We start from the raw sequence: 24,866 nt of genomic DNA, 5'->3' as shown, positions 1-24,866 counted from the left end.
AAGCGCGTCCGGATTGAGAAGCGCGTCCGGATTTAGCGGTGGACGGGGCGGGCGGCGGGTTGTCAGGGGCGAGGCCCAGGATCCACCATCGCGCTGCGCCCCGGCGCAACCCGCGAGCGTCGGGATCGTTCATGACTTGTTCCGGGCTTCGGGTCCGGTCCCCGCGCGAGGACATACGCCGATGGCGACGCTGAAGGAATTCGAGGAGGCCCTGCGCGAGCACGGCATGAACATGGCGCTCGCTCTCCTGGAGCGCCTGCGCGAGCGCGACCGCGCCACCCGCACGGTTAAGCCCGCCCGCCGCCTCACGGGCCAGAAGATGACCCCCGAACTCGCGCGCGCCATCCTCGACCTGCACGCCTCGACCGGCATGACCCAGCAGGAGATCGCCTTCAAGGTCGGGGTGAACCAGGGCCGGGTGAACGAGGTGATCAAGCGCGGCAAGTGGCTGAGCGACGATCCGCACGCCCCCGAAGCGGTCGCGCGCGACAGGGCGCTGGCGCGGCTGCGCGGCGACCCGAAGCCGCGCAAGACCGCGCGTGCCGCCAAGCCGGCCGCCAGGAAGGACAAGGCAGCCGCGACCCCGCGGCGCCAGGGCAGCCAGGGCCAGCTCGTCTTCGGCGATCTCTAGGACATCGCGGGGGGACCCGTGGCGCCCGTCAAGGCGTTGTCCGGTCGTGATTTTCCGACTGGATCCGCCGATGAAGCCCGCCGCCCTCGCCCTTCTGACCGTGCTCGCCGCCCAGCCCGCGCAGGCCCAGCGCCCGTCGACGCCCGACCTCACCTGCCAGCAGGCCCGGAGCCTCGTGGTCCGCGCCGGCGCGATCGTGCTCGGCACCGGCGGGCCGACCTACGACCGCTTCGTACGCGACCGGAATTTCTGCGAGCCGACCGAGTTCACCCGCGCGGCCTTCGCGCCGACCCGCACGGATCCGCGCTGCTTCATCGGCTACACCTGCTACGAGCCGAGCGCCGACGACTGGCTCGGCGACAATTGATCGCGCAAAAACGCCCCGGTCGTGGACCGGGGCGCGCGCGCTCTCGCCGTGACGGCCTCGGCTTACGCCGCCTGCTGCACCGAACCCTCGATCGCGGGCGCCTCGGCGGCGCGGCCATGCGCGATCTGGATCTGGCGCGGCTTCTTGGCCTCCGGAATCTCGCGCACGAGATCGATGTGGAGGAGGCCGTTCTCCAGCACCGCACCCGTCACCTGGACGTAGTCGGCGAGCTGGAACCGGCGCTCGAAGCTGCGGGCCGCGATGCCCTGGTGCAGGAACTCGACGCGCTTGGCCGCTTCCGCCTTGCGCTCGCCCTTCAGGGTCAGCGCATTCTCCTTGACCTCGATCGAGAGATCGGCGTCCGTGAAGCCGGCGACCGCGACCGTGATCCGGTAGGCGTTCTCGCCGGTGCGCTCGATGTTGTAGGGCGGGTAGCTCGGGACCGTGTCGGCGCTCACGTACTGGTCGAGTGCCGAGAACAGGCGGTCGAACCCGACAGTGGACCGATAGAGGGGAGCAAGATCGAACTGACGCATGACATATTCTCCGCAAGAAGCAACATGCTTTGTTACAAGGTCCGCCGCGAGGCCGGACCAGTCTCGTGCCGCCTGATGGCCGGCACAGTCTGGATATCGGTGCGGCTCCGCGGGCTCGCAAGACCTCGAATGCTGCCGAATCCGCGAAATTTTTGATGTCCTCTTGAGCTCATCCTGCCGATGCTGACCCTGCGCTCCACACCGGACAACCCCGTGCCGCCCGGCGGCATCCTGATGCCGGTCCGCACCGCCGACGGCTGCGACCTGCGCGCCGCGCATTGGCGGCCGACGACCCGCACGATCAAGGGCACGGTCTGCCTGGTCCAGGGGCGGGCCGAGTTCATCGAGAAGTACTACGAGACCATCGCGGACCTGCGGAAGCGCGGCTTCTGCGTCGTCGCCTTCGACTGGCGCGGCCAGGGCGAATCCGCGCGGCAGGTCGAGGACCCGCACAAGGGCCACGTCGCGCGCTTCGACGATTACCGCCTCGACCTGAAGGCGATCGAGGAGGCGATCCTGCTGCCGCTGCTGCCGCGGCCCCATCTCTGCCTCGCGCATTCGATGGGCGGCTGCGTCGCCTTCACGGGGGCCCTCGAGGGATGGCTGCCGTTCGAGCGCCTCGTCACGGTCGCCCCCATGCTGTCGATCCGGATGGTGCGGTGGCCGGCGGCCGTCTCCGCCCTGTCGCGCGTGCTGCACCGGCTGGGACTGGGCGGCCGCTACGTGCCCTTCGGCAGCCCGGTCTCGATCGCGACGAAGCCCTATCCGGGGAACCGGCTCTCGCGCGATCCCGCCCGCTACGCCCGCAACGCGGCGGCGGCGGCGGCGGTCGGCGCCGGCGCGGTCGGCGACCCGACCGTGGCGTGGCTCGCCGGCGCCTTCCGGGCGATGGCGCGCCTGCGCGACCCCCGGGTCCCGCCCCGGATCGACCTCCCGATCCTGATCGTCGGGGCCGGCAACGACCCGGTCTGCGGAACGCCCGCGACCGAGCGCTTCGCGGCCCGCCTCAAGGCCGGCCACATCCTGGTGATCCCGGACGCGCGCCACGAGATCCTGTCGGAGCGCGACGCCATCCGGGAGGATTTCTGGGCCGCCTTCGACGCGTTCATGCCCGGCAGCCCCGTCCTCGACCAGCCGCCCGAGCGCGCCGAGTCCGACCTGACCGCGGCCTGAGGCCTCAGGTCGCGTCGTCGCCTCCGGAATCCTGGCCCCCGGAATCCTGGCCCCCGGAATCCCTGTCCCCGAGGTCCTTCGGCGTCACGAAGCGCTCGAGGCGGCCCTCGCCCCAGCCGATCTCCGACCAGGCCGCCGCCTCGAAATCGATCACCGCCAGGGCTGCGGTCGGGAACCCCGTCCGCAAACGCGCCATCGCCTCGCGCGGGCCGCTGCGCACCAGCTTCAGGGCGAGGTCCTGCAGGCCGGGATTGTGCCCGACGAGGAGCAGGCTCCGGGCCTCCGCCGGCGTCTCGCGCAGGACGCGGTGCAGCGCCGAGGCGGGCGCCTCGTAGACGGCATCGACGCTCGCGTGCGGGATCGCCCCGAGCGCGCCCTCGACGAGGTCCCAGGTCTCCCGGGTCCGGCGCGCGGGCGACACCACGACGTGATCGGGCACGAGGCCCTCCGCCGCCAGGTAGGCGCCCATGCGCGGCGCGGCCTCCCGGCCCCGCGGGTTCAGCGGCCGCTCGAGATCCGCCACGCCGGCGGGCCGGTCGGATTTCGCGTGCCGCAGCAGGATCAGGCGTCGCATGGGCAGACCTCGGCGGGGGCGGCTCGGGTGTCGTGGCGTCGCGCCTTCGCGGGGCTCCGGCCCGCGGGGTCAGCCGCCGCGGGTCTCCCGCCGCATCATGAAGGCGAGCTTCTCGAACAGGCTGACGTCCTGCTCGTTCTTCAGGAGCGCGCCGTGCAGCGGCGGGATGAGCTTGCGGGGATCGCGCTCGCGCAATTCATCGGGCCCGATATCCTCGGAGACGAGGAGCTTGAGCCAGTCGAGCAGCTCGGAGGTCGAGGGCTTCTTCCTGATCCCCGGGGCCTCGCGGATCTCGAGGAAGATGCGCAGGGCCTCCTCGACGAGGCGGTGCTTGATGCCCGGGTAGTGGACGTCGACGATCGCCCTCAGCGTCTCGGCGTCGGGGAACCTGATGTAGTGGAAGAAGCAGCGGCGCAGGAAGGCGTCGGGCAGCTCCTTCTCGTTGTTCGAGGTGATGATCATCACCGGCCGGCGCTCGGCCCTGATCGTCTCGCCGGTCTCGTAGACGTGGAACTCCATCCGGTCGAGTTCGGTCAGGAGGTCGTTCGGGAACTCGATGTCGGCCTTGTCGATCTCGTCGATCAGCAGCACCGGGCGCTGCGGGGCCGTGAACGCCTCCCAGAGCTTGCCGCGGCGGATGTAGTTCCGGATGTCCGAGACCCGCGGGTCGCCGAGCTGCGAATCCCGCAGCCGCGAGACCGCGTCGTACTCGTAGAGGCCCTGCTGCGCCTTGGTGGTCGACTTGACGTTCCAGGTCAGGAGCGGCGCCCCGAGCCCCCTGGCGATTTCCTCGGCCAGCACGGTCTTGCCGGTCCCGGGCTCGCCCTTCACCAGCAGCGGGCGCTCGAGCACGATCGCGGCGTTGACCGCGACCGTGAGGTCGGGGGTCGCGACGTAGGAATCGGTTCCGGAAAAGCGCATCGGCCTCTCGATGTGGTCGGTCAAGCCGCCGGGTTACGCGGCACCGGCCCCGCCCGCAAGGCGGTGCCGGCCACCCGAGGGCGGTGCCGGCGCGCCCGACGGGCACCGGAGCGCCTCAGAGCGCCTTGCCTTCGAACCAGACGCAGTTGCTGGCCAGGATCCCGAGATTCACGTCGGACTTCACGGGCTGCGGCAGGACCTTGCCGTCCATCGCGAGGTCGATCTTGATCTCGACCTGCCCCTTCGGCTCGTTCGAGCGCCGGGAGAAGTAGCAGTACTGCTGGAAGGGCTTCTCCTCGTTCGCCCGGAAATTCCAGCCCGAGACGATCTGCCCGTCCATGTAGGGGACCTGCTTGAACACCGTGAAGGTGGTGTTCACCGGCGCCTTCGAGGCCGGGACCGCATCCTGGCCGAGCTGCGCCTGCGTCGGCGAGGGCACGCCGCCGCCGGCCTTGGGCAGGCCTTCGAGCTTCAGGGTGTTGTCCGTCAGGGTCACCTCGCCCTTCGTCTTCAGGGTCACGTCGGAGAGGGCCGCCTGCATCGCGCTCGCGATGCGCTCCGCCGCCGAGTCGAACTGGTTCATGTAGGCGTAGCCGTAGGCCGCCGCCCCGATCCCGATCCCCGCGAGCGCCGCGAAGGCGCCCGCCCCGATGGCGCGGAACAGGAAGGCCCGGGCCGCGACGATGCGCGATTCCGCCCGCAACCGGCCGTTCACGTGCTGGGCGAGGGCGACGTTCTCGGGCGAACCCGGTGCGAGGTAGCTCATGCGCCCGCTCCCGCGCCACCCGCGGCTGTCTGGTTCTGGGCCGTCGCGGGGCGCCGCTCGAGGGGGATGGCGGCCCCCGAGGCCACGGCATCCCGGACGGATTTCTGAAGCGAGGTGTTGACCTCGCGCACGATCCCCTCGGCGAAGGGCGCGAGCATGTAGGTCGAGGCCTCGGGATCCACCGCGGCCCCGAACTCGTCCTCATCCATGAAGGTCTTGCGCACCGAGACGGCGCAGAGCGCCAGGATCGTCGACGCGAAGGCGGCGCAGAGCGCGGGCACGAACACGAAGATGCGCAGGAAGGCGTGGACCTGGGCGTCGGTGACGTCGATCGGATCGACGCCGTAGACCATCGCGGTGAAGGAGTGGAGCTGCGAGCGGTTCACCGCCTGCCGGTACTTCTGCTCGGCATCGGCGACCCGGCGGTCGGTGGCGCCCCGGTCGAGGCCGGCCCGGGCGGTGCGGGCCTCCTCGAGGAGCTTCGTGACGCCGGCACGGTCGTTGGAGGCCTTGCTCACGCTCGCCGCGATGGTGGCGGTGCGCGGGTCGGTGACGCATTTGAGGTTCTGGTAGCGCACGCCCTTGCTGTTCGTGCCGTAGACGCGCTCGCAGCGCTGGGCCGGAAGCCCCGCGAGCTGCGCCGCGTTCTCGGCCGAGCGCTTCTCGATCTGGTCGAGCTCGGTCGTGTACTGCGCGACGCGGGAATCGGCGGTCGCGATGCGGGTGTCGAGGCTCGAGCGGTCGGCCTGGGCGTCCTTGAGGGCGGTCCTGGTCTTGGCGGCCTCCATCAGGCGCGGGTGGAACATCATCTCGCCGAGCTGCGACACCGACTTGGTGGTGACGCCCGCCGCGAAGATGATGCCCAGGATCGCCAGGGCCCTGACCAGGTAGGAGCGCTGCGTCCGGGCCAGGATGCCGAGCGGCACCCGGCAGAGCTCGACGGCGGCGTAGACCAGCGGGGCCAGCAGCATGAAGTAGAAGCTGTGGCTGTCGCCGTCGCTGTAGACGCCGGCGAACAGCCAGGCGCCGGCGAGCGATGCCCCGATCACCATCGCCTCGACGAGGTAGGCGATGCCGACATAGCCCCACTTGATCCGGTAGCCCTTCTCGACGTGGCGCTCGTGTTTCCACTTGTCGGATTCGAGGATCCAGGCGCGGCGCTCGCGCTGGACCTCTCGGCTCGGGGGCGTGTTTCGCATCGTGCTCTCGGGTTCCGTTACGCCACGAAGGGTTGAGCTTAACACTTCGCTAACCTGTGCGCTTAGGCGTGCATTGTGCCGATTTTGCGCCGCGTCACGCCTGTCCACGGCAAACCGTACGCTGGCGACGCCAATGCCGAGCCGCGCGCGGGTCCTGCGTCTTGCGCGCGCGGCCCCCTCGGCCGCATAGCCTCGTGCCGGACGGGCCGATCGTGCATTTGCGGTTGCTCGTGCAAGCCCGGGACCACATGATCGCGGCCTCGGTCCTGCTTGCGGGCTGTCAGACGGTCACCCGCCGGAAAGGCTTAGAGCACCCGCCGATGCCAGAGGTCCACGCCGGCTCCTACAAGGAAGCCATCCTCTTCCTCGTCACCGCGGGGATCGTGGTGCCGCTGTTCCATCGCCTGCGCATCAGCCCGGTGCTCGGGTTCATCGGCGCCGGCGCGCTGCTCGGGCCCTTCGGCCTCGGGCGCCTCGCCGACAGCTATCGCTGGGTCTCGCTGTTCACGATCTCGAACCGGACCGAGATCTCGCACCTCGCCGAGTTCGGCGTGATCTTCCTGATGTTCATGATCGGGGTGGAGCTGTCCTGGGAGCGGCTGCGGACGCTGCGGCGCCTCGTCTTCGGGCTCGGCTCCATCCAGGTCCTGGCCTCGGCCCTCGTGCTCGGCACGATCCTGTACGGGCTGCGCGTGCCGCTCGCCGCCTCGATCATCGTCGGGCTCGCGCTGGCCCTGTCCTCGACGGCGGTGGTGCTGCCGGTGCTGGCCGAGCAGAAGCGGCTGAACACGCCGGCGGGCCGGGCGAGCTTCGCCGTGCTGCTGTTCCAGGATCTCGCGGTCGCCCCGATCCTGTTCGCCATCGCGGTGCTCGGGCGCTCCGACGGGACCAACGCGGGCGCCGCCCTCGCGCTGGCCCTCGGCCAGGCCGCCGTCGCCCTGGTGCTGATCGTGGTCGCGGGCCGCCTCGCCCTGCGCCCCCTGTTCCAGCTGGTGGCGCGGACGAAATCCCCCGAGCTGTTCATGGCGGCCTGCCTTCTCGTCATCGTGGCGACGGCCCTGACCGCCGCCGCGAGCGGGCTCTCGATGACGCTCGGCGCCTTCGTGGCCGGCCTCCTGCTCGCCGAGACCGAGTATCGCCGGGCGATCGAGGCGACGATCGACCCGTTCAAGGGGCTGCTCCTCGGCGTCTTCTTCGTGTCGGTGGGCATGAACCTCGACCCGGCCCAGCTCGTCGCGACGCCCGGCACCATCCTGGGGCTCGCCCTCGCCCTGATGGTGATCAAGGCCGCGATGGTGCTCCTCGCCGCCCCGGTCATGAAGATCACCCGCCCGGTGGCGCTCGAGGCCGCGCTCCTCCTCGGGCCCGGCGGCGAGTTCGCCTTCGTGCTGATCGGCGGCGCGGTGGCGACCGGGCTGGTGCCGGAGCCGGTCGGCGGCGCGGCCCTCATCGTCACCACCGTCACCATGGTGGCGATCCCCGGCCTCGCGGTGCTGGGGCGCCGCGCGAGCCGGCGCATCTCGAACGCGAATCTCGGCCGGGCCCGGGCCGAGCCGCCGCCGGACAGGCAGCAGAACCGGGTCATCATCGCGGGCTACGGCCGGGTCGGGCGCCTCGTCGGCGAGATGCTGGCCCGGCACAAGATCCCGTACCTCGCCCTCGACTCGGACGCCGCGCGGGTGACCGAGCAGCGCCGCCTCGGCAACCCGGTCTATTTCGGGGATTCCGCCAATGCCGAGCTGCTGCGCCGCTGCGACATCGCCAGCGCGCGGGCACTGGTCGTGACCCTCGACAACCCGAGGGCGGTCGAGGCCGTGGTCGAGGCCGCCCGCGCGGAGCGGCGCGACCTCACGATCGTCGCCCGGGCCCGCGACGCGCGCCACGCCACCGCCCTCTACGAGCTCGGGGTCGACGACGCCGTCCCGGAGACCATCGAGGCCTCGTTGCAGCTCTCGGAGGCGGTTCTGGTCGATGTCGGGGTGCCGATGGGCCTCGTCATCGCCTCGATTCACGAGCGGCGCGACGAGTACCGGGTCATGCTCAAGGGCCGGGAGGCCGAGGCGCGCCCCGCCTTCCAGGCCCGGCGGACGGTCGGCAAGGCGGTGGCGGCCCGCGAGCCCGCCGCCGGCACCGAGCCCGCCGCCCCCGTGAGCAAGCAGGCCTGACGGGCTCAGGGCGGGGGCGTGACGCCCTCGTCGGCGCCGGCGCGGGCGCGCTCGCGCGCCGCCCGGGCCCGGCGGGCGGCCTTGCGCTCGGCCGGCTCCCAGCCCTCCGCGAAGCTGCAGCGGTAGATGATCTCGTCGGGCGGCCCGAGGGCGGTCTCGAGGGGGACCGCGACCGTGTCGCCGGAGAAGCGCCAGCGGCGCACGCCCTTGTCCCAGTAGAGCCAGACCGTGGTCGGGTGCCCCTTCACCGAGAACACCGCGGCCTTCCGGGACAGCGCCTGCACGGTGCGGGGCTCGTACATGCCCTTGGCCCGGTAGGCTTCCTGGCCGGCCGGGGATTGCCGGTCCATGAAGGTGTTCTGGACGATCTGGATCACCGCTCCCGGGGTCGCCAGGAAACGCTTGAAATCGCTCAACGAGCGCAAAACGACCGCCATCGGATGTCTCCCTGACCTCAGTCGGAGAACGTCTTTCCAGACCCTTCAAGCATTTGCGCCCGCCCTGCTTGATTTCGATGACAGTGCGGACCTGTCTACGAGGGCATTCAGGCCAGCTATCAACAGATCCCGACTCTTATGCACAGATATTCCGGCTCTTCCTCATGGTTAAGGTCGCGCCGGCATCCGGCCAAGCTGCGCCGACGCGCCGCCCGGCCGGCTGGCCGGGCCGGGACGGGCCCCGGCCGCCGAGGCCGCGGCGCGGAGGCTCCGGCTTGACCTCGCGGCGGCCATGGCGCGTTGTCCCGGCATGCTTCTGCAGTTCTTCACCGCGCTCCGCGATGCCAAGGTCCCCGTCACGCTGCGCGAGTACCTCACCCTGCTCGGCGCCCTGGAGCGCGACCTCGCGGAGAAGCGGGTCGAGGATTTCTACCTCCTGGCCCGCACGGTGCTGGTCAAGGACGAGCGCAACCTCGACCGCTTCGACCGCGTCTTCGGCTCGGTTTTCAGGGGCCTCGACACGATGGGCGAGGCCGTCGCGCCCGCCGCCATCCCGGAGGCGTGGCTGCGCCGCCTCGCGGACAAGTACCTGACCGATGCCGAGAAGGCCGAGATGGAGGCGCTCGGCTGGGACAGCCTGTTCGAGACCCTGAAGCGGCGCCTCGCCGAGCAGACGGAGCGCCATCAGGGCGGCTCGAAATGGATCGGCACGGGGGGCACCTCCCCGTTCGGCGCCTACGGCTACAACCCCGAGGGCATCCGCATCGGGCAGGACGGCAACCGGAACTTCCGGGCCGTGAAGGTCTGGGACAAGCGGGAGTTCCGCGACCTCGACGACGGCGTCGAGCTCGGCACCCGCAACATGCGGCTCGCGCTGCGGCGGCTCCGCCGCTTCGCCCGCAGCGGCGCCGCCGAGGAACTCGACCTCGATGGGACGATCCGCGAGAGCGCGCGCCAGGGCTACCTCGACGTGAAGCTCCGGCCGGAGCGGCGCAACGCCGTGAAGGTGCTGCTCTTCCTCGATGTCGGCGGCTCGATGGACTGGCACATCGAGCGTGCCGAGGAGCTGTTCTCGGCGGCGCGCTCGGAGTTCAAGCACTTCGCGCACTTCTATTTCCACAACTGCCCCTACGAGGCCGTCTGGACCGAGAACCGGCGGCGCCACGACGCGCGCACGCCCCTCCTCGACGTGATCCGCACCTACCCGTCCGATTACCGCGTGGTCTTCGTCGGCGACGCCTCGATGAGCCCCTACGAGATCGCGATGCCGGGCGGCTCGGTGGAGCACTGGAACGAGGAGGCGGGCGCGGTCGCGTTGCAGCGGGTGCTCGACCATTTCCCCAAGGCCGTCTGGCTCAACCCGGTGGCGCGGGACCATTGGGCCTACACGCAATCCATCGGCATGGTGCGGCAGATCTTCGGCGGCCGGATGTACCCCCTCACCCTCGAGGGACTGGACGAGGCGATGCGGGCCCTTGTGCGCTGAGCCTCAGCCCTGGCGCGCCGGGGTCGTGACGGTCAGACCGTCGAGTTCCGGCGTGATCCGGATCTGGCAGCAGAGCCGCGAATTCGCCCGCACGTCCGAGGCGAAGTCGAGCATGTCCTGCTCCATGTCGACCGCCGGCCCCACCGCCTCGGCCCAGGCCTCGTCCACGTAGACGTGGCAGGTCGCGCAGGCGCAGGCGCCGCCGCATTCCGCATCGATGCCCGGGACGTTGTTGCGGAGCGCCGTCTCCATCACGGTCGCACCGACCGCGCCCTCGACCGCCCTGGCCGTGCCGGCATGGTCGATGTAGGTGATCTTCGGCATCGCTCGCTCCGGGCTCGTGCAACGGGTGAGATCTGTTGCGCGGCGCGCGCCTGATTGGAGGGGCTGGCCCCGGATTGCAAGCGCCATGGCGCCGCGCGTCCGGATTCTTGGGCTCCGGGCTCCCGGCTTGGGCTCCGGGCTCCCGGCTTGGGCTCCGGACTCCCGGCTTCCGATTTCCCCGGCATCACGCGCCAGGGCCGGGCCGGTTCCGCCCGGTCAGCGCGCGACCCGATTTGCCGCAGGCGCGGGAGCGGGCCCGGATCCGGCCTAATCGTTCATGATTTCTTCCAGGGCCGCGGCGACCCGCGCCTCCAGGATCCGGACCGGATCGGCGCTGTCCCGGCCCTGCCGCAGGGCCTCCTCGACGATGGTGCTGGCACCCGCCACCCCGAGGGCGCCGACCCCGAGCGCGCTCCCCTTCAGGGTGTGGGCGAGGTCGGCCCGGGTCGGCGCATCGAGCCCGGCATCGGCGATCCCGGGGAGAAGGTCCCGGCATTGCCGCGCGAACAGCCCGAGGACCTCCCGCGCGAGGTCGCTGTCGCCGCAGGTCTGGGCCGCCAGATGGGTTCGGTCGATGGCCGGATCCACGCGTGCATTTCCTCGGTGCTCGATGCTATCCACAGCCGGGCCGCGCCGGGTTGGCAACCGTTTAAACCATGCTCCGCCATGGGATACAGCTGCGGCGGGAGCAGGCCCCGTGGCTTGGTAACCATTCCGTTAAGGTTTTTTGGGCGCGCTCGACGGCTCGGGTATCCGGGGCCGGCAGCGAGGTCTAAACTTCCTTGGTAAACGGCAATTTGTGTCTCCCCACCGGGCGCGGCCGGCCGGGTGAGACTGCGCGTAACGAGGCGTTGCATGGCCACCGAGAAGAAGCTGAAGGATCCGGCGGAGGCGGCGCTGTCTGCGATCGAGCAGGCGCTGAACCTCGACATCCTGACGCCGAACGAGGCCGAGAAGCGCTCGGAACCGCGCCTGCCCGACGTCGGCGACAACGACCCGCTGAACGAGCCCCCGGGTCGCCAGATGCCCCGCCTCGACATGGACGAGCGCCTCGCCTCGGACGTTCCGCCGCCGGACCGCAACCGCCCCCACCGCGAGGGCGGCCTCCTTCCCCCCGACCGCTCGCTCGTGGCCAACGACGACCGCCGCAACATCGGAATCCTGCAGCAGACCCTGCGGGTGCGGCCCTCTCGCACGCCCTACCTCATCGCCGCAATCGCTGGCTTCGTCTGGCTCAATAGCCTGATCGCCCTCGCCTGGAGCCAGTCCGGCGGCGATCTCAAGGGCTTCCTGCTCGGCCTCACGGCGATCCAGGGGGCGGTCGGCGCCGCCGCGGTCGCCGGCCCGATCATGCTGTTCCTGATCACCGCCATGCTGGCGGTCCGCGCGCAGGAGATGCGGCTCGTCGCCCGCGCGGTCGGCGAGGTCGCGATCCGTCTCGCCGAGCCGGAGAGCTTCTCGACCGACGCCGTGCTCACCATGTCCCAGACCGTCCGCCGCGAGGTCGCGGCGGTCGGCGACGGCGTCGAGCGCGCCCTCGCCCGCGCGGGTGAACTGGAGACGCTGGTCCGCGGGGAGATCGCGACCCTCGAGCGGGCCTACTCGGACAACGAGATCCGGATCCGGTCGCTGGTCGACGAGCTCGTCGCGCAGCGCGAGTCGATCGTGGCGAATGCCGAGCGCGTGCGCGGCGCGATCACGGGCTCGCATCAGAGCCTGACCCAGGAACTCGAAGGAGCGGCCGAGCGCATCGTGACGGCGATGACGGGTGCCGGCGACCGCGTCACCTCCGCCCTCGACGTGCGTGGCGACGCGATCACGAGCGCCCTCGGCACCCGGGGCGATGCCATCACGGCCGCCCTCGGCGAAGCCGGCGACCGCGTGGTCGAGGTGATGTCGGGCCGCGGCGACGACCTGATCCAACGCCTCGTCACGACGAGCGAGGGGGTGCGCGGAAGCCTGACGGAAGTCGGCGACGCGCTGACCCAATCCCTCGAGAATCGTGCCGCGGAGGTTACCCGCTCGTTCGAGCGCACCGGCGGCATCCTGACCACGACGCTGGCCGACAATGCCGGGCAGGTGGCGCGCACCCTCGCGGAGACCGGGGCAGGCGTGATCGATGCCCTCAACCGCCAGGGCACCGACGTGCGCGAGAGCTTCGAGCGCTCGGCTAGCGCCCTGGAGACGGCCTTCCTGTCGCGCGGCGGCGAGTTGACCGAGCGCTTCACCAGCACCGGCGGCGAGATCACGGCGCGCTTCGCCGAGATCGGCGACAACCTGCGGACCCACTTCGCCACGACCGGCGCGGCCCTGACCGATGACATCGCCCATCGCGGCGCGAGCCTGCGGTCCGAGATCGAGACCGCCGGGACCGGCGTCGCCGACATGATCGAGGCGCGCGGTCGCGAGACCCAGGCGGGCCTCGCCCTCACGGCGAGCGGCATCATCGAGAGCTTTACCGCGCGGACGGGCCAGGTCCGCGACGAACTGGTCGGTTCGGCTGAGCGCATCGCCGAGACCGTGGGCAGCCGCGGTGGCGAGCTCAGCGACCGGATCGAGGCGGTGGCCGGGCGCCTGCACGAGACCATCACGGTGCATGGCGGCGGACTGGAATCGAGCCTCAACGCGACGGGGGAGCGCGTTGGCGACCTCTTCGCCCAACGTGCCAGGGAGGCGGCCGCGACCCTCGAGACAGCCTTCGCCGACCTCGGTCGCACCTTCGAGTCGAATGCGAGCGAGGCCGTCGCATCCCTGCGCGGCTCGGTCGAGACGCTCGGGTCCGAGATCGGGAGCCGGACCGCTGAGGTCGCCGACATCTTCCGGCGCAGCGCCGAGGAGACGACGGTGGCGGTGGGCGCGAGCAGCGCCGAGGCCGCCCAGGCCCTGCGCCGCTCGGCCGCCGGCGCCACCGGCGAACTCGAGGCGCGCACCGTCGAGGCCGTGCAGATCTTCGAGCGCCGGCTCTCGGCGACGGCGAGCGAACTCGCCGACCGCACCGCGCAGGCCGCCGACATGCTTCAGCGGGCCACGGAGAGTGCGACGGGAACCGCCGCGCGACACAGCGCGGATCTCGCCAGCCGCTTCACCGAAGTGACGAACGCGCTGCGGGAGGTTTCGGAGCATACGGCCGGTGCCCTCGAGACGCACACCTCCGGGGTCCTGGCGCGGTTCCGCGAGACGGCTGAGGGCGTGCACGGCGAGGTAGGCGGGCGCGTCGAGACCGCCGTCACGGGGCTGCGCCAGGCCATGCGCGAGCTTCAGGAGGAGCTGTCGCAGCGGGCCGAGGAGGCGAGCGGTGTGTTCGCGCGCGCCGCGAAGGGCTTCGGCACGGAGCTGGCGACGCGCATCTCCGACGTCGAATCCGCCTTCGGCACGCACAGCCGCAGCATGACGGACCTGATCGCGAACCATACGGACGAGGCCCATACCCGCCTCGCCAGCACCGGCCGCGACATCGTGCTGGCCGTCGCGAGCCAGGGCGCGCGCGTGGCCGATGCCCTGACGCAGACCGGCGCCACCTTCGCGGAGACCGCGGAGAGCCGTGCCAAGGCCATGGACGACGTCCTGGGCAACCGCCTCGCGGCGCTTCAGGAGACGATTGCCCGCGGCGACATCCTGGCGGACCGGATCTCCCGCGACACCACGGCGCTGAGCGAGGTCGTGACCGGCCGGCTCGAGGAGATGGACCGGGTCATCACCGTCCAGGGCAAGGCGGTCGCCGAGAGCATCGCCGAGCGCGCGCGGGAAGCCCGCGAGGTCGTCGAGACGCATCTCGGAGCCCTCGAAGATCGCTCGACCAAGCGGTCGGCCGAGATCGGCGAGACCTTCGCGAGCCTCGTCAGCCACATCGACGGGCATCTTGGCGCGCGCGCGACGGCGCTCAACGAGGCCCTGATCGTGCGCACCGGCGAGATGGCCCGGATCATGGCGGAGGGCGGACGCGACCTCGTCCAGGCCCTCGACACGCGCGCCGAAGGGATGGCGCAGGACATCGCGACCCGCTCCGCGAGTCTCGGCGACGTCCTCGGCGCCCGCAGCGCGGAGATCGGCGATCGTCTCGACCGGCAGACGCAGGAACTCGCGCGCCAGCTCGAAGAGGGCGCCGGGCGCTTCGACACGGGTGTCATCGCGCGCCTCGACGCCATCAGCGCCGCCCTGGAAGAGCGCAGCCGCCTGATCGACGAGACCTTCGGCTCCCAGGCCTTCGAGGCGATCCGCCTGATCGAGACGCGCACTCGGGCAGTCGATGAAGACTTGGCGGCGCGCACCCGCGAGCTCGTCAGTCTGATCGAGACCCGCACGACCGATGTCGATACCTCCCTCGCCGAGCGCGCCCGCGCGCTCGTCGCCGCGGTCGAGCAGCAAGCCCACAGCGCCGATGTGGCCTTGGCCGCGCAGGCCGAGACGATCCGCACCGCGTTCTCGGAACGCGCCGATCAGCTCGGCCATCTCATCGACCAGCGGACGGCCGCGATGGCGACCGAACTCGACGAGAAGGGCCGCATGGTCTTCGGCGCGATCGGTGGCCGCGTGACCGAACTGGCGCGCCTCTTCGACACCGGCGGAAACTCGCTCGGCGAGCTGATCGAGCGCCGCGGTGAGAGCGTCCTGGCGAAGCTTCGCGAGACGATCGCGGAGGCGGACCGGATGCTCGGCGACGGCGAGGGCCGCCTCGGGCGCACCCTCGACACGCGCACCTCCGACATCAGCGCGCTGCTCGACGAGGGCGTGCGCACGGTCCATGGCCTGCTCGACGACCGCACCAACCAGATCCGCGTTCTCCTCGACTCCCACGCGACGACGCTCAGCTCGAACCTCGACGGCCATATGGGCCCGCTGCACGAGGCGCTCAGCGATCGGGGCCGCGAGCTCGTCGACACCATCGAGACGACGCTCGGCAAGGCCGCCGGGACGCTCGACGCCCGCACCCGGGAGATCGGCAGCCTGTTCGACGAGCGCCTGGAAGCGCTCGACCATCTGGTCGAGGGCCGCGGCACGCATCTCGCCGAGACGATGGATAGCCGGACACAGGGCCTGCGGTCCCTCTTCGATGAGGTGGTCCATGTGCTCGACGGCCTCGTCGACAGCCGGGCCGCGGCCCTGACGGGCCATGTCGAGTCCCGCGCCCAGGCGATCGGGACGGTGTTCGACCGGCGCATCGCCGAGCTCGAGAGCCTGGTGGAGGGCCGCGGCACGCAGCTCGCCGCCACGATGGATCACAGCATGCAGGGTCTGCGCTCCCTGTTCGACGAGGTTCTCGGTGGGCTCGATCAGCTGGTCGAGAGTCGTGGCGCGGCGCTCACGGGACAGGCCGAGGCTCGTACGCGGGCGTTGACCGCCCTCTTCGACGAGCGCCTGCGCGCCCTCGACGAGCTTGTCCAAGGCCGCGGCAGCCACATCGCCGAGACCATGGACCAGCGCACGCAGAGCCTGCGCGGCCTGCTCGACGAGGTGATCGGCGCCTTCGACGGTCTCGTGGAGAGCCGCACGGCGGCCCTGACGGACCGGGTCGAAGCCCGGACGGAGAACCTCGCGAGCGTGTTCGACGAGCGCCTGCGCGCCTTCGATGGTTTCGTTGAGAGCCGCACCGCTGCCCTGACCGACCGGGTCGAGGCCCGTACGGAGACGTTGGCGAGCGTCTTCGACGAACGCTTGCGCGCCCTCGACGGCCTGGTGGAGGGACGCACCGCGGCCTTCGCCCGCCTGGTCGAGGAGCGGGGCTCCGCACTGACCGAATCCGTCGATACGCGCAGCGAGGCCTTCACGGCGCGCATCGACAGCCGCATGAAGACCTTCGCGACCCTCGTCGCCGCCCGTGGCGACGCCTTGGCGACGGCGTTCGACGACCGCCACGATGCCTACGCGGTTCTGGTCGACGAACGCATGGCCAGCATGATCGCGATCCTCGACGAGCGCGCGAACAGCCATGCCGCCCTCGCGGACGCTCACACGGCCGCCCTCGCGTCCGTCCTGGACGAGCGCAACGCGGCCGTCGATGCGATCATCGACGAGCGGAATCAGCAGATGACCACGGGCTTCGAACGGCGCGCGAACGCCCTCGGCACCCTCGTGGATTCCCGCGGTGACGCCCTCGCCCGGCGCCTCGCCGAGAGCGCCGAGCGCATCATCCGCGCGATCGAGGAGCGCGGCGGCGCGTTGGTCGAGACCGTCGATGGCCGCGGGCAGGCGGTCGCCGAGACGATGGGCACCAATATCGAGCGCCTCCGCGCGGTAATCGACGGGCCCGCGCTTCAGCTGGCGGACGCACTCGCCGAGCGCGGCCAAGCGATCGAGCGGGCGCTCTCGGAGACCGGCGCTCCGCTGGTCGAGACCCTTCGGCAGCGGACGGAGGAATTGGCCGCACAGTCGAGCGAGTCGGCCCGCCTCCTTCGCACCGCGATCGACGATGGCGCCGCCAAGAGCATCGCCGGTCTCTCGGAGACCAACGACCGGCTGCGACGCGACCTCCACAGCGTGCTCGTGCGGATCGAAACCGCGAACGAGGCGCTTCGCGATCTCGTCTCGAGTGCGGCCGACAATCTCGGTTCGATCGAGGGTGGGCTTGCCGGCCGCGTTCACCAGATCGAGTCGGCCCTGTCCGAGATCGCCGCGGAGACGAGCCGCGCCACCGAAGGCGTCTCGGCCCAGGTCGCGACGCTGCAAGATGTCGCCCAGGGCGCGCTCCGGGAGGCGAGGGAACTCGCGGCGGTGCTCGACGGTCACGGCCGCACGCTCACGGATCAGGCCGGTGCACATGTTCGCGCCCTGACCGGGGCGGCCAGCTCGCTTCAGACGGTGGAAGGGCGCTTGTCGGAGACGCTTTCCGGCCGGCAGGAGGCGATCGCTTCGGCTCTCTCCGGCATCGAGGCGCGCTCCTCCGATCTCGAGGCCCAGTCCGCGCGCTTTGGCGAGATGATCGAGGGAACCCTGCAGGCGGCCGAGGAGCGTGCCCGCGATGTCGGCGCACGGCTGTCCGAGAGCGCCAAGCAGGCGAGCGCCGCGGTGTCCGGTGAGTTCGAGCGTCTGCGCAACGGCGCGGGCTCCGAGAGCGATCGGACCACGGAGCAGGTGCGCGCCACCATCGAGGCAGCCTCACAGCAGATGCGCGCGGTCTTCGAGGAGGCCCAGGACCAGTTCGGCAAGTCGGTTTCCGGCATGCGCGAGATGGCGAGCACGATCCGGTCGGAACTCGGTGCCACGCGCGCCGACCTCCAGCGCGGTGTACTGGAGATCCCGCGCGAGACGCAGGATGCCACTAGTGAGATGCGCCGCGTGGTCTCGGACCAGATCAAGGCGCTGAACGAGCTGTCTGCTCTGGTGTCGCGCTCGAACCGCGCGGTCGACGTGGCGCAGCCGCAAGCCGCCGAGCAACGCCGGGTCGCGGAGGCGGGCCGGTCGGCTCCCGCCCCGGTGCGCCCGGCCGTGGCTGCGCCGGCTCCGGCGGCCAAGGTCACGCCTCCGGCGGCAGCGCCGAGCAGCGCGCCGCGTCCGGCCCAGGCGCAGGCACGGGTGGAGGCTCCCGCCCCGCGCGCGACCGCGCAGCCGCGCGCGGCGCAAGGCGGCGACAAGCGCGGTTGGCTCTCGGATCTCCTGACCCGCGCCTCCCTCGACGACGAGGAGGTCTCCCCCGCGCGCGACGTGAAGGCCGAGGGCGGCAAGGGCGAGAGCGCCGGCAGCCGCACGACGCTCGATACGATCTCGACCGACATCGCCTGGATGATCGAGCACCGGACGGCGGTGGATCTGTGGGAGCGCTATCGCCGCGGCGAGCCGAACCTGTTCACCCCGCGCATCTATACGGCGCAGGGACGCCAGACCTTCGAGGAGATTCAGCGTCGCTATCGCGGCGAGGCCGAGTTCCGCCGCACGGTGGATCGCTACGTGAACGAGTTCGAGAGGCTGCTCGGCGACGTCTCGAAGAACGATACGGACTCGAAGCGGGCCGACGCCTATCTCACCTCGGAGACGGGCAAGGTCTACACCATGCTGGCGCATGCGAGCGGTCGCTTCGAAGGCGCCTGACCGATAGCCGCCGCGCCCTCAGGGGCGCGGCGCACTCAGAGCAAACCCAGGCTGACGAGTTCCCGGCGCAGCGCCTCCGGCATCCGCGCCAGGTCCCCGACCGCAGCCTGATCCAGATCCGTCGGTGCGTCCTCGGCCGCGAGATAGCGCCATCCCTGGAAGGGACGGTACGAGCGCGGCGCGACGGGTACGATGGTCTGGTCGAGGACGATGCGGCAGCGCGCGATGCCGTCGGTTCCGGTGAAGGGCTCGATGGCCGTGATGCCTTGGCGGCACGAGAGCGTGCCCTTGATCACCCAGTAGATCGATCCGGCCCCGACGATCTCGCCGTGACGCTTCGGCAGCATCCGGGTCGCGTGGAAGGGGGCCGGATCGCGTCCGGCGTTCAGGGCCTCGCTCCGCTGTCGAGCCTGCCGGGCCGCGAGGTCCTCGATGGAGGCGGGGCCGACGCTCAGCTTGATCAGATGGAGGACCATGGACAATCTTGGGCGGCCTGACGCTGCACGTCGAGTTTCGGGGCGACGCCCCGCGGTCCAGGCGGACAGGCTTGGGCGAGGCTCTATACCACCCCGCTTCCGCGTCCGGCGCGACCAATCGTCTGTCCGGTGATCAGGAGAACAGCGCGAGCTTCTCCTCGATGCTGAGCGCATCGATATCCGCAAAATCGAGAGCCTCGGCCTCACCCGGGACGAGAGCTGTCGCCGAGAGGACCGGGCCGGGGTGCGGCCTGGCATCGTCGCCAGCCCCCGCCTCGACGACCTGCGAAACCTCCTCGCTCTGCGGCGGAAGAAGCTCGAGTTCGGGCTCCAGCTCGAAATCCTCGGCCGGCATGTCCGGCTCGGCTGCCGCCTCGGCGAGGTCGAACATGGCGTCGTTGGCGACCGCGGCCTCGGGGCCTACGGTCTCCGTCGCCTGCGACGGCATGAAAGTCAGGTCTTCGTGGAGCGGCACGACGGTCGCCATCGGCGTCCGCACGACCGCCATCTCGGTGGCCGCATCCATGTCGATGAAGCGGTCGACATCGCTCTGACAGAGATCGTCGAGCGTCGATTCGGTGCTGGGTCGGCTGCGGGCACCCTCCTCCCCGGGTGCGGGCGGGATCTGGTCGTCGTCGCTGCCCCAGATCGCGATCATCGCGACGAGGCGCTCTTCGAGGTACCGCAGGGTGTGGACGATGCGGCTCGTGCGCTGGGCCGTCAGATCCTGGAAGGAGCAGGCCGTGTAGATCTGCGTGGCGTGCCGGTCGAGCCCGTCGCAGATGCTGGCATCGGCGCCGTGCTCGCGGAGCGTCCAGGCGGCTTCCTGCACTTCCTCGGCCGCGCCGAGGATGTCCGTGGTCGCGCGCTCCGTTGCCCGCACGATGGCATCGAGTGCCTCCGAGGCGACGCTGAGGCGGGTCTGATCCTGCTCGGGCGCGCTGATCGCGGCGATCTCGGCCTTCGTGCGTGCGATCGCGTTCGCCATCTCCATCAGGTCGCCGCGCAGGCGGCCGACGCCCTCGGTGGGCCCACGCTCGCTCGTCACGACGGATTCGAGACGATGGATCGCCCCGAGCAGCATGTCCGTGTCCGCGCTGCGGTTGCGGCGCGCATATTCCGTGAGGAACCAGCGCCCTCGGGCGCTCTCGCTCATCGCCGACTCGATCAGATCATACTCTGATGGTTCGATCGCGGTCAGCGAGTGGGAACCGGACATCCAACACGTCCTTGGCTATGCAGGTCGTACGGGCCTGCTGCGCATCCAAGCTGACGCAATTTGACAGGTCGGGTTTAACGCCCGCTTACGTTCGGGCGATTGCCCCTCCATCGCTGTGGTCCCGTTGTCCGCTCCCGCGCCCCTGCCCGTCGATTCCGGCGCCTTCCGCCTGTCGCTGCTCTACGCGGTGATCTTCGTCGAGATCGGCATCGCGATGCCGTTCATGCCGGTCTGGCTGAACGCCCTCGGCCTCGATGCGGGCCTGATCGGCTTTCTCCTCGCGCTCCCGATCGCGACCCGGATCGTCGCCGCGGCGCCGCTGCTGAGCCTGATCGATCGCGGCGTCGGTGCCCGCACGCTCCTCCTGGTCGGGAGCCTCGTCCTCGCCGCCACCTACGCGGCCATGCCCGCGGGCGCCGCGATCGGCTGGCCGCTGCTCGCTGCGCTGATCGTCGTCAATGCCGTCGCGGGCGCACCGCTCGTGCCCAGCATCGACTACCTCACGCTCGCCGCCGTCCGGCGCGATGCGCGCCTCGATTACGCGCGCATCCGCCTTTCCGGCTCGATCGCCTTCCTGTCGGCCAACCTCGTCGGCGGCGCGCTGCTCGGCGCGCTGCCCGATGCGATCGCGGTGCCGCTCCTGCTCACCGGGCTTGCTTTGCTCGCGAGCCTCGTCGCCTATGCGAGCCGCGGCGTGGCGGCGATCCCGTCAACGCCACGGCCAGCCGGACCCGTCCGCCTGCCGCGCATGCTCTGGCTCTCGATCGCGGCGGCCGCGGTGGTCCAGTCGAGCCACGCGGCCATCTACGCCTTCGGCAGCATCTACTGGATGACGCACGGCATCTCGGCAGGCTGGGTCGGGCTGCTGTGGGCCATCGGCGTCGGTTCGGAGATCTGCCTCTTCGCCACGGTGGGCCAGCTGCCGGCGCGATGGCGCACCCCCTTCCGGCTCCTCGGCCTCGGCGCCGGCGCGGCACTGGTGCGGGCGATCGGGATGAGCTTCGTCGGAGACCAGATCGGACCAATGATCCCGCTTCAGCTGCTCCACGGGCTGACATTCGGCGCGACGCAACTCGGGGCGATGGCGGCGGTCTCGGCCTTCGCTCCGGAGGGGGCACGAGGCCGGGCACAGGGTTCGCTCAGCGCCGTGAACGCGCTCGCGGCGGCGAGCGCGACGCTGATGACGGGGGCCGCCTATCGGGTCGAGGCTCCCCTCGCCTTCGCCCTGATGACACCCCTCGCGCTGATCGGTCTCTGCCTCGTCGGCGCGGCATGGCGGTCGGCCGAAGCGCAGGCGTTTGCCGCCCGCGCTTCGGAGACGGTATAGTAACCCTGCTCAACTCATAACGGCTGGAAGCAGGAGGCGCGGTTCGTGCGGACCGGGGACGTCACGTTGGCGAAGGAATCCGCATCCGCGACCCTGGATGATGGGAGCGGCCGTGCGATGCTCGGCGGACGCTGGACCGCCGATCAGGCGGCGGCCGTCGAGGCGGCCGCCGCGCGCATCGCGGCCTTCGCGCAAGCGAGGCCCGTGCTGGTCGATCTGAGCCGCGTGCTTCGGCTGGATACCCTGGGAGCTTGGGTCCTCGAGCGGACCCGCAGCGAGATCGAGGCGGCCGGCGGTCGCCTGGCCTATGCGGGCGCGTCACCGGAGCACCGCATTCTGCTCGGCGAGATGGCGCTCAAGAATCCCGAGGCGCCGCCCTCGCGGCGACGCGGGCGCATTCTCGGTTTCCTGGAGGATTTCGGCCGCCGGGTGGTCGGGGCCAAGGCGGATCTGGTCACCGGGCTGGCCTTCTTCGGCGAAGTCGTCGCGGCCTGCATCCGTGTGGCCGGCCGGCCAAGCACCTTCCGCGGCACGGCCCTCGTCAATCAGATCGAGCAGGTCGCCCTGCGGGGCGTGCCGATCATCGTCCTGATCTCGTTCCTGGTGGGCGGCATCGTCGCGCAGCAGGGCATCTTCCAGCTCCAACGGTTCGGCGCTCAGACCTTCGTGGTCAACCTGATCGGGCTGCTGATCCTGCGGGAACTCGGCGTGCTGCTCACCTCGATCATGGTCGCCGGCAGGTCGGGGTCCGCCTTCACGGCAGAGATCGGGTCGATGCGGATGCGTGAGGAGGTCGACGCCCTCCGGGTGATGGGGCTCGATCCGATCGAGATCCTGATCGTCCCCCGCATTCTCGCCCTGGTGATCGGATTGCCGATCCTGGCCTTCATCGCCTCGCTCGCGGCGCTGGCCGGCGGCGGGCTGACCGCCATGCTCTACGGCGGCATGACCATCGAGGGCTTCCTCTCGCGCCTTCAGGCCGCGATCTCGCTCCACCATGTCGCCGTGGGATTGATCAAGGCTCCCTTCATGGCGCTCATCATCGGGATCATCGCGACGATCGAGGGGTTCGAGGTGGAGGGATCGGCGGAGTCGCTCGGGCGCCACGTCACCGCCTCAGTCGTCAAGTCTATCTTCATGGTCATCGTGCTTGATGGACTCTTCGCTGTGTTCTTCGCGGCTATCGATTTTTAAACCACGTGTCAGATCTCGCGCCCCTCTCCGACGGCAGCCGCCGCGACGCGATCATCCGCGTGCGCGATCTCGTCGTGGGCTTCCGCGACCGCACCATCCTGAAGGGGCTGAACCTCGATATCCGGCGCGGCGAGATCCTCGGCTTCGTCGGTCCCTCGGGCCAGGGCAAGTCGGTGCTGACCCGGACGATCCTGGGGCTGGTTCCGAAGCGCTCAGGCCAGATCGAGGTGTTCGGCGAGGATATGGATGGCCTCACCATCGCGCGCCGGCGGCAGATCGAGCAACGCTGGGGCGTGCTGTTTCAGCAGGGTGCGCTGTTCTCGGCGCTGACCGTGAAGCAGAACATCCAGATGCCGATGCGCGAGCACCTCAACCTGTCCGAGCGCCTGCTGGACGAGTTCGCCCGCCTCAAGATCGAGATGGTCGGGCTGAAGCCGGATGCGGCCGACAAGCTGCCTTCGGAGCTGTCCGGCGGCATGATCAAGCGCGCGGCCCTCGCCCGCTCCCTCGCGCTCGACCCGGAGATCCTGTTCCTCGACGAGCCGACCTCCGGCCTCGATCCGATCGGCGCGGGCGAGTTCGACGAGCTCGTCGCGACGCTCAAGCAGACGCTCGGACTGACCGTCTTCATGGTCACGCACGACCTCGACAGCCTCTACACGGCCTGCGACCGCATCGCGGCGCTCGGGGATGGCCAGATCATCGCCGAAGGTCCGATCGAGACCATGCTGGCCTCGAACCACCCTTGGGTGCGCTCGTACTTCCACGGCAAGCGCGGTCGCGCGGTCGTCACGGCGCCGCGGCATGCTCATGCGTGATCACGCCCGCGTCAGACACAGGCCCTGCGCGGCGATGACGGCTGACCCGCGTGTGCTGCCGCACAGCCTCGCTTCGGCCGATCCGGGACAGCGATGATCTGATGGAAACGCGTGCAAACTATGCGCTGATCGGCGCCTTCACGCTGGCGGTGATCGTTGCTGGCTTCGTTTTCGTGTTCTGGCTGCAGGGCGGATCCTCCCGGCAGGTGTCCCAGGCGGTGCGCATCGTCTTCTCGGGCAGCGTCGGCGGCTTGGCCAAGGGCTCGAGCGTCACCTTCAACGGCATCAAGGTCGGCGAGGTGACGGATGTCCGCCTCCTGCCGCAGGACCCGCGCCGCGTCATCGCCGTCGTCAACGTCGCGCCCTCGACGCCCTTGCGGGCCGATACGCGCGCCCGGCTCGACTCGGCCCTGCTCACCGGCGTCTCCGTCATCGCGCTGAGCGGCGGAAATGCCGATGCGCCGCCTCTCGCGCCGGGGTCCGGCGATCAGATGCCGACGATCTTCGCCGATTCCTCCGACATCCAGGACATGCTGGCCGCCGCCAAGCAGATCGCCCAGCGGGCGGACGACGTGCTGCAGCGCCTCGACAAGGTGGTCGCCGGCAATGAGGGCGCGATCAACCGGACGCTCGCGAATGTCGAGGCCTTCTCGAAGACCCTCGCGGATGCCGGCCCATCGGTCAGTTCCCTGGTTCAGGCGATCGATGGGCAGAAGCTGAACCGCGTCGTCGACAATGCCGACCGGTTCTCCGCAGCCCTCAGTTCCGCGAGCCCGGATATCGAGGCCGGCCTGCACGATGCCCGGACCCTCGCGGCCAAGCTCAATGCTTCCGCCGACCGCATCGACGGCGTCCTGAAGGGCGCCGAGGGCTTCCTCGGATCCGCTTCCGGGCAGGCCGGGTCGAGTACCTTCTCGGAAGTCCGCGACGCCGCCATCTCTGTTCGTGATGCCGGAAAGGCCTTCCGGACCCTGTCCGAGAACCTCGACAAGCGCACCGCCAACATCGCCACGAGCTTCAACCGCCTGAGCGGCACCGGGCGTCGCGAGGTCGAGGCCCTGTCGACAGACGGCCAGCGGACGCTCAACACGCTGAACCGGACCGTGAAGAGCCTGGAACGCGATCCATCGCAGGTGATCTTCGGCGGGAAGCCGTCGTTGCCGGAATACAACGGTGGGCGGTGATCGGCGCCAAGGCCTCCCGGGAGTGTCCGTGCGCACGGCACCTTTCT

At 70.6% G+C, this 24,866-nt stretch carries 20 protein-coding genes; 10 read left to right on the top strand and 10 right to left on the bottom strand.

The window, feature by feature from the left end:
- Positions 1–181: 181 nt before the first annotated feature.
- A complete protein-coding gene (locus F6X51_RS06075; RefSeq protein ID WP_150962335.1) occupies positions 182–631 on the top strand; it encodes an RNA polymerase subunit sigma-70 in 450 nt (149 codons plus the stop codon).
- A 70-nt stretch (positions 632–701) separates the two neighbouring features.
- Positions 702–998, top strand: coding sequence for a hypothetical protein (locus F6X51_RS06070; RefSeq protein ID WP_150962334.1), 297 nt, complete (start codon positions 702–704; stop codon positions 996–998).
- A gap of 62 nt (positions 999–1,060) precedes the next feature.
- Here F6X51_RS06070 and F6X51_RS06065 read toward each other — a convergent pair whose 3' ends face one another.
- Positions 1,061–1,534: an Hsp20 family protein gene (locus tag F6X51_RS06065; RefSeq protein ID WP_150962333.1), complete on the bottom strand. Its 474-nt coding sequence runs from the start codon at positions 1,532–1,534 to the stop codon at positions 1,061–1,063.
- 180 nt (positions 1,535–1,714) lie between these two features.
- On the opposite strand from F6X51_RS06065, the gene F6X51_RS06060 reads away from it, so the two are divergent.
- Positions 1,715–2,707, top strand: coding sequence for an alpha/beta fold hydrolase (locus F6X51_RS06060; protein WP_150962332.1), 993 nt, complete (start codon positions 1,715–1,717; stop codon positions 2,705–2,707).
- A 4-nt stretch (positions 2,708–2,711) separates the two neighbouring features.
- Here F6X51_RS06060 and F6X51_RS06055 read toward each other — a convergent pair whose 3' ends face one another.
- The 4 genes from F6X51_RS06055 to F6X51_RS06040 form a co-directional block, all read right to left on the bottom strand.
- Complete coding sequence (locus tag F6X51_RS06055) at positions 2,712–3,281, bottom strand: SixA phosphatase family protein (RefSeq protein ID WP_150962331.1); 570 nt, start codon at positions 3,279–3,281, stop codon at positions 2,712–2,714.
- Positions 3,282–3,350: 69 nt separating this feature from the next.
- Positions 3,351–4,202: an AAA family ATPase gene (locus F6X51_RS06050; protein WP_150962330.1), complete on the bottom strand. Its 852-nt coding sequence runs from the start codon at positions 4,200–4,202 to the stop codon at positions 3,351–3,353.
- Between the two features lie 115 nt (positions 4,203–4,317).
- On the bottom strand, positions 4,318–4,968 hold the full coding sequence (locus F6X51_RS06045; protein WP_150962329.1) for a hypothetical protein: 651 nt from the start codon (positions 4,966–4,968) through the stop codon (positions 4,318–4,320).
- The gene (locus tag F6X51_RS06040; RefSeq protein WP_150962328.1) at positions 4,965–6,167 is read right to left on the bottom strand and encodes an ATPase; all 1,203 of its coding nucleotides are present in this window, start codon (positions 6,165–6,167) and stop codon (positions 4,965–4,967) included. The genes F6X51_RS06045 and F6X51_RS06040 overlap by 4 nt, the downstream gene beginning before the upstream one ends.
- 320 nt (positions 6,168–6,487) lie before the next feature.
- On the opposite strand from F6X51_RS06040, the gene F6X51_RS06035 reads away from it, so the two are divergent.
- Positions 6,488–8,332, top strand: a complete 1,845-nt coding sequence (locus tag F6X51_RS06035; RefSeq protein ID WP_150962327.1) for a cation:proton antiporter domain-containing protein — start codon at positions 6,488–6,490, stop codon at positions 8,330–8,332.
- Between the two features lie 5 nt (positions 8,333–8,337).
- Here F6X51_RS06035 and F6X51_RS06030 read toward each other — a convergent pair whose 3' ends face one another.
- The gene (locus tag F6X51_RS06030; RefSeq protein WP_150962326.1) at positions 8,338–8,769 is read right to left on the bottom strand and encodes a hypothetical protein; all 432 of its coding nucleotides are present in this window, start codon (positions 8,767–8,769) and stop codon (positions 8,338–8,340) included.
- A 310-nt stretch (positions 8,770–9,079) separates the two neighbouring features.
- On the opposite strand from F6X51_RS06030, the gene F6X51_RS06025 reads away from it, so the two are divergent.
- Positions 9,080–10,255 carry a vWA domain-containing protein gene (locus F6X51_RS06025; protein WP_150962325.1) on the top strand — a complete coding sequence of 392 codons (1,176 nt, stop codon included), beginning with the start codon at positions 9,080–9,082 and terminating at the stop codon, positions 10,253–10,255.
- A 3-nt stretch (positions 10,256–10,258) separates the two neighbouring features.
- Here the strand turns inward: F6X51_RS06025 and F6X51_RS06020 are convergent, their stop codons facing one another.
- On the bottom strand, positions 10,259–10,579 hold the full coding sequence (locus F6X51_RS06020; RefSeq protein WP_150962324.1) for a 2Fe-2S iron-sulfur cluster-binding protein: 321 nt from the start codon (positions 10,577–10,579) through the stop codon (positions 10,259–10,261).
- A 267-nt stretch (positions 10,580–10,846) separates the two neighbouring features.
- The gene (locus F6X51_RS06015) at positions 10,847–11,167 is read right to left on the bottom strand and encodes an Hpt domain-containing protein (protein ID WP_150962323.1); all 321 of its coding nucleotides are present in this window, start codon (positions 11,165–11,167) and stop codon (positions 10,847–10,849) included.
- Positions 11,168–11,434: 267 nt separating this feature from the next.
- Here F6X51_RS06015 and F6X51_RS06010 point away from each other — a divergent pair, with 267 nt between their 5' ends.
- Positions 11,435–18,601: an apolipoprotein A-IV repeat region-like domain-containing protein gene (locus F6X51_RS06010; RefSeq protein WP_150962322.1), complete on the top strand. Its 7,167-nt coding sequence runs from the start codon at positions 11,435–11,437 to the stop codon at positions 18,599–18,601.
- A 35-nt stretch (positions 18,602–18,636) separates the two neighbouring features.
- Here the strand turns inward: F6X51_RS06010 and F6X51_RS06005 are convergent, their stop codons facing one another.
- Positions 18,637–19,077: a DUF1489 family protein gene (locus F6X51_RS06005; RefSeq protein ID WP_150962321.1), complete on the bottom strand. Its 441-nt coding sequence runs from the start codon at positions 19,075–19,077 to the stop codon at positions 18,637–18,639.
- Between the two features lie 133 nt (positions 19,078–19,210).
- Entirely contained in the window at positions 19,211–20,296 is a 1,086-nt protein-coding gene (locus tag F6X51_RS06000; RefSeq protein ID WP_150962320.1) for a hypothetical protein, read from the bottom strand.
- A gap of 142 nt (positions 20,297–20,438) precedes the next feature.
- Between F6X51_RS06000 and F6X51_RS05995 the strand changes: the two genes are divergently transcribed.
- The 4 genes from F6X51_RS05995 (at position 20,439) to F6X51_RS05980 (ending at position 24,819) form a co-directional block, all read left to right on the top strand.
- A complete protein-coding gene (locus F6X51_RS05995; RefSeq protein ID WP_150962564.1) occupies positions 20,439–21,623 on the top strand; it encodes an MFS transporter in 1,185 nt (394 codons plus the stop codon).
- Between the two features lie 117 nt (positions 21,624–21,740).
- Positions 21,741–22,817, top strand: coding sequence for an ABC transporter permease (locus tag F6X51_RS05990; RefSeq protein WP_150962319.1), 1,077 nt, complete (start codon positions 21,741–21,743; stop codon positions 22,815–22,817).
- A gap of 5 nt (positions 22,818–22,822) precedes the next feature.
- Entirely contained in the window at positions 22,823–23,635 is an 813-nt protein-coding gene (locus F6X51_RS05985) for an ABC transporter ATP-binding protein (protein ID WP_246696643.1), read from the top strand.
- Positions 23,636–23,736: 101 nt separating this feature from the next.
- Positions 23,737–24,819, top strand: a complete 1,083-nt coding sequence (locus F6X51_RS05980; RefSeq protein ID WP_150962318.1) for an MlaD family protein — start codon at positions 23,737–23,739, stop codon at positions 24,817–24,819.
- Positions 24,820–24,866 lie beyond the last annotated feature (47 nt).

Source organism: Methylobacterium planeticum (genome assembly GCF_008806345.1).
Classification (GTDB): domain Bacteria; phylum Pseudomonadota; class Alphaproteobacteria; order Rhizobiales; family Beijerinckiaceae; genus Methylobacterium; species Methylobacterium planeticum.
This window is presented reverse-complemented; position numbering and strand designations above follow the sequence as displayed.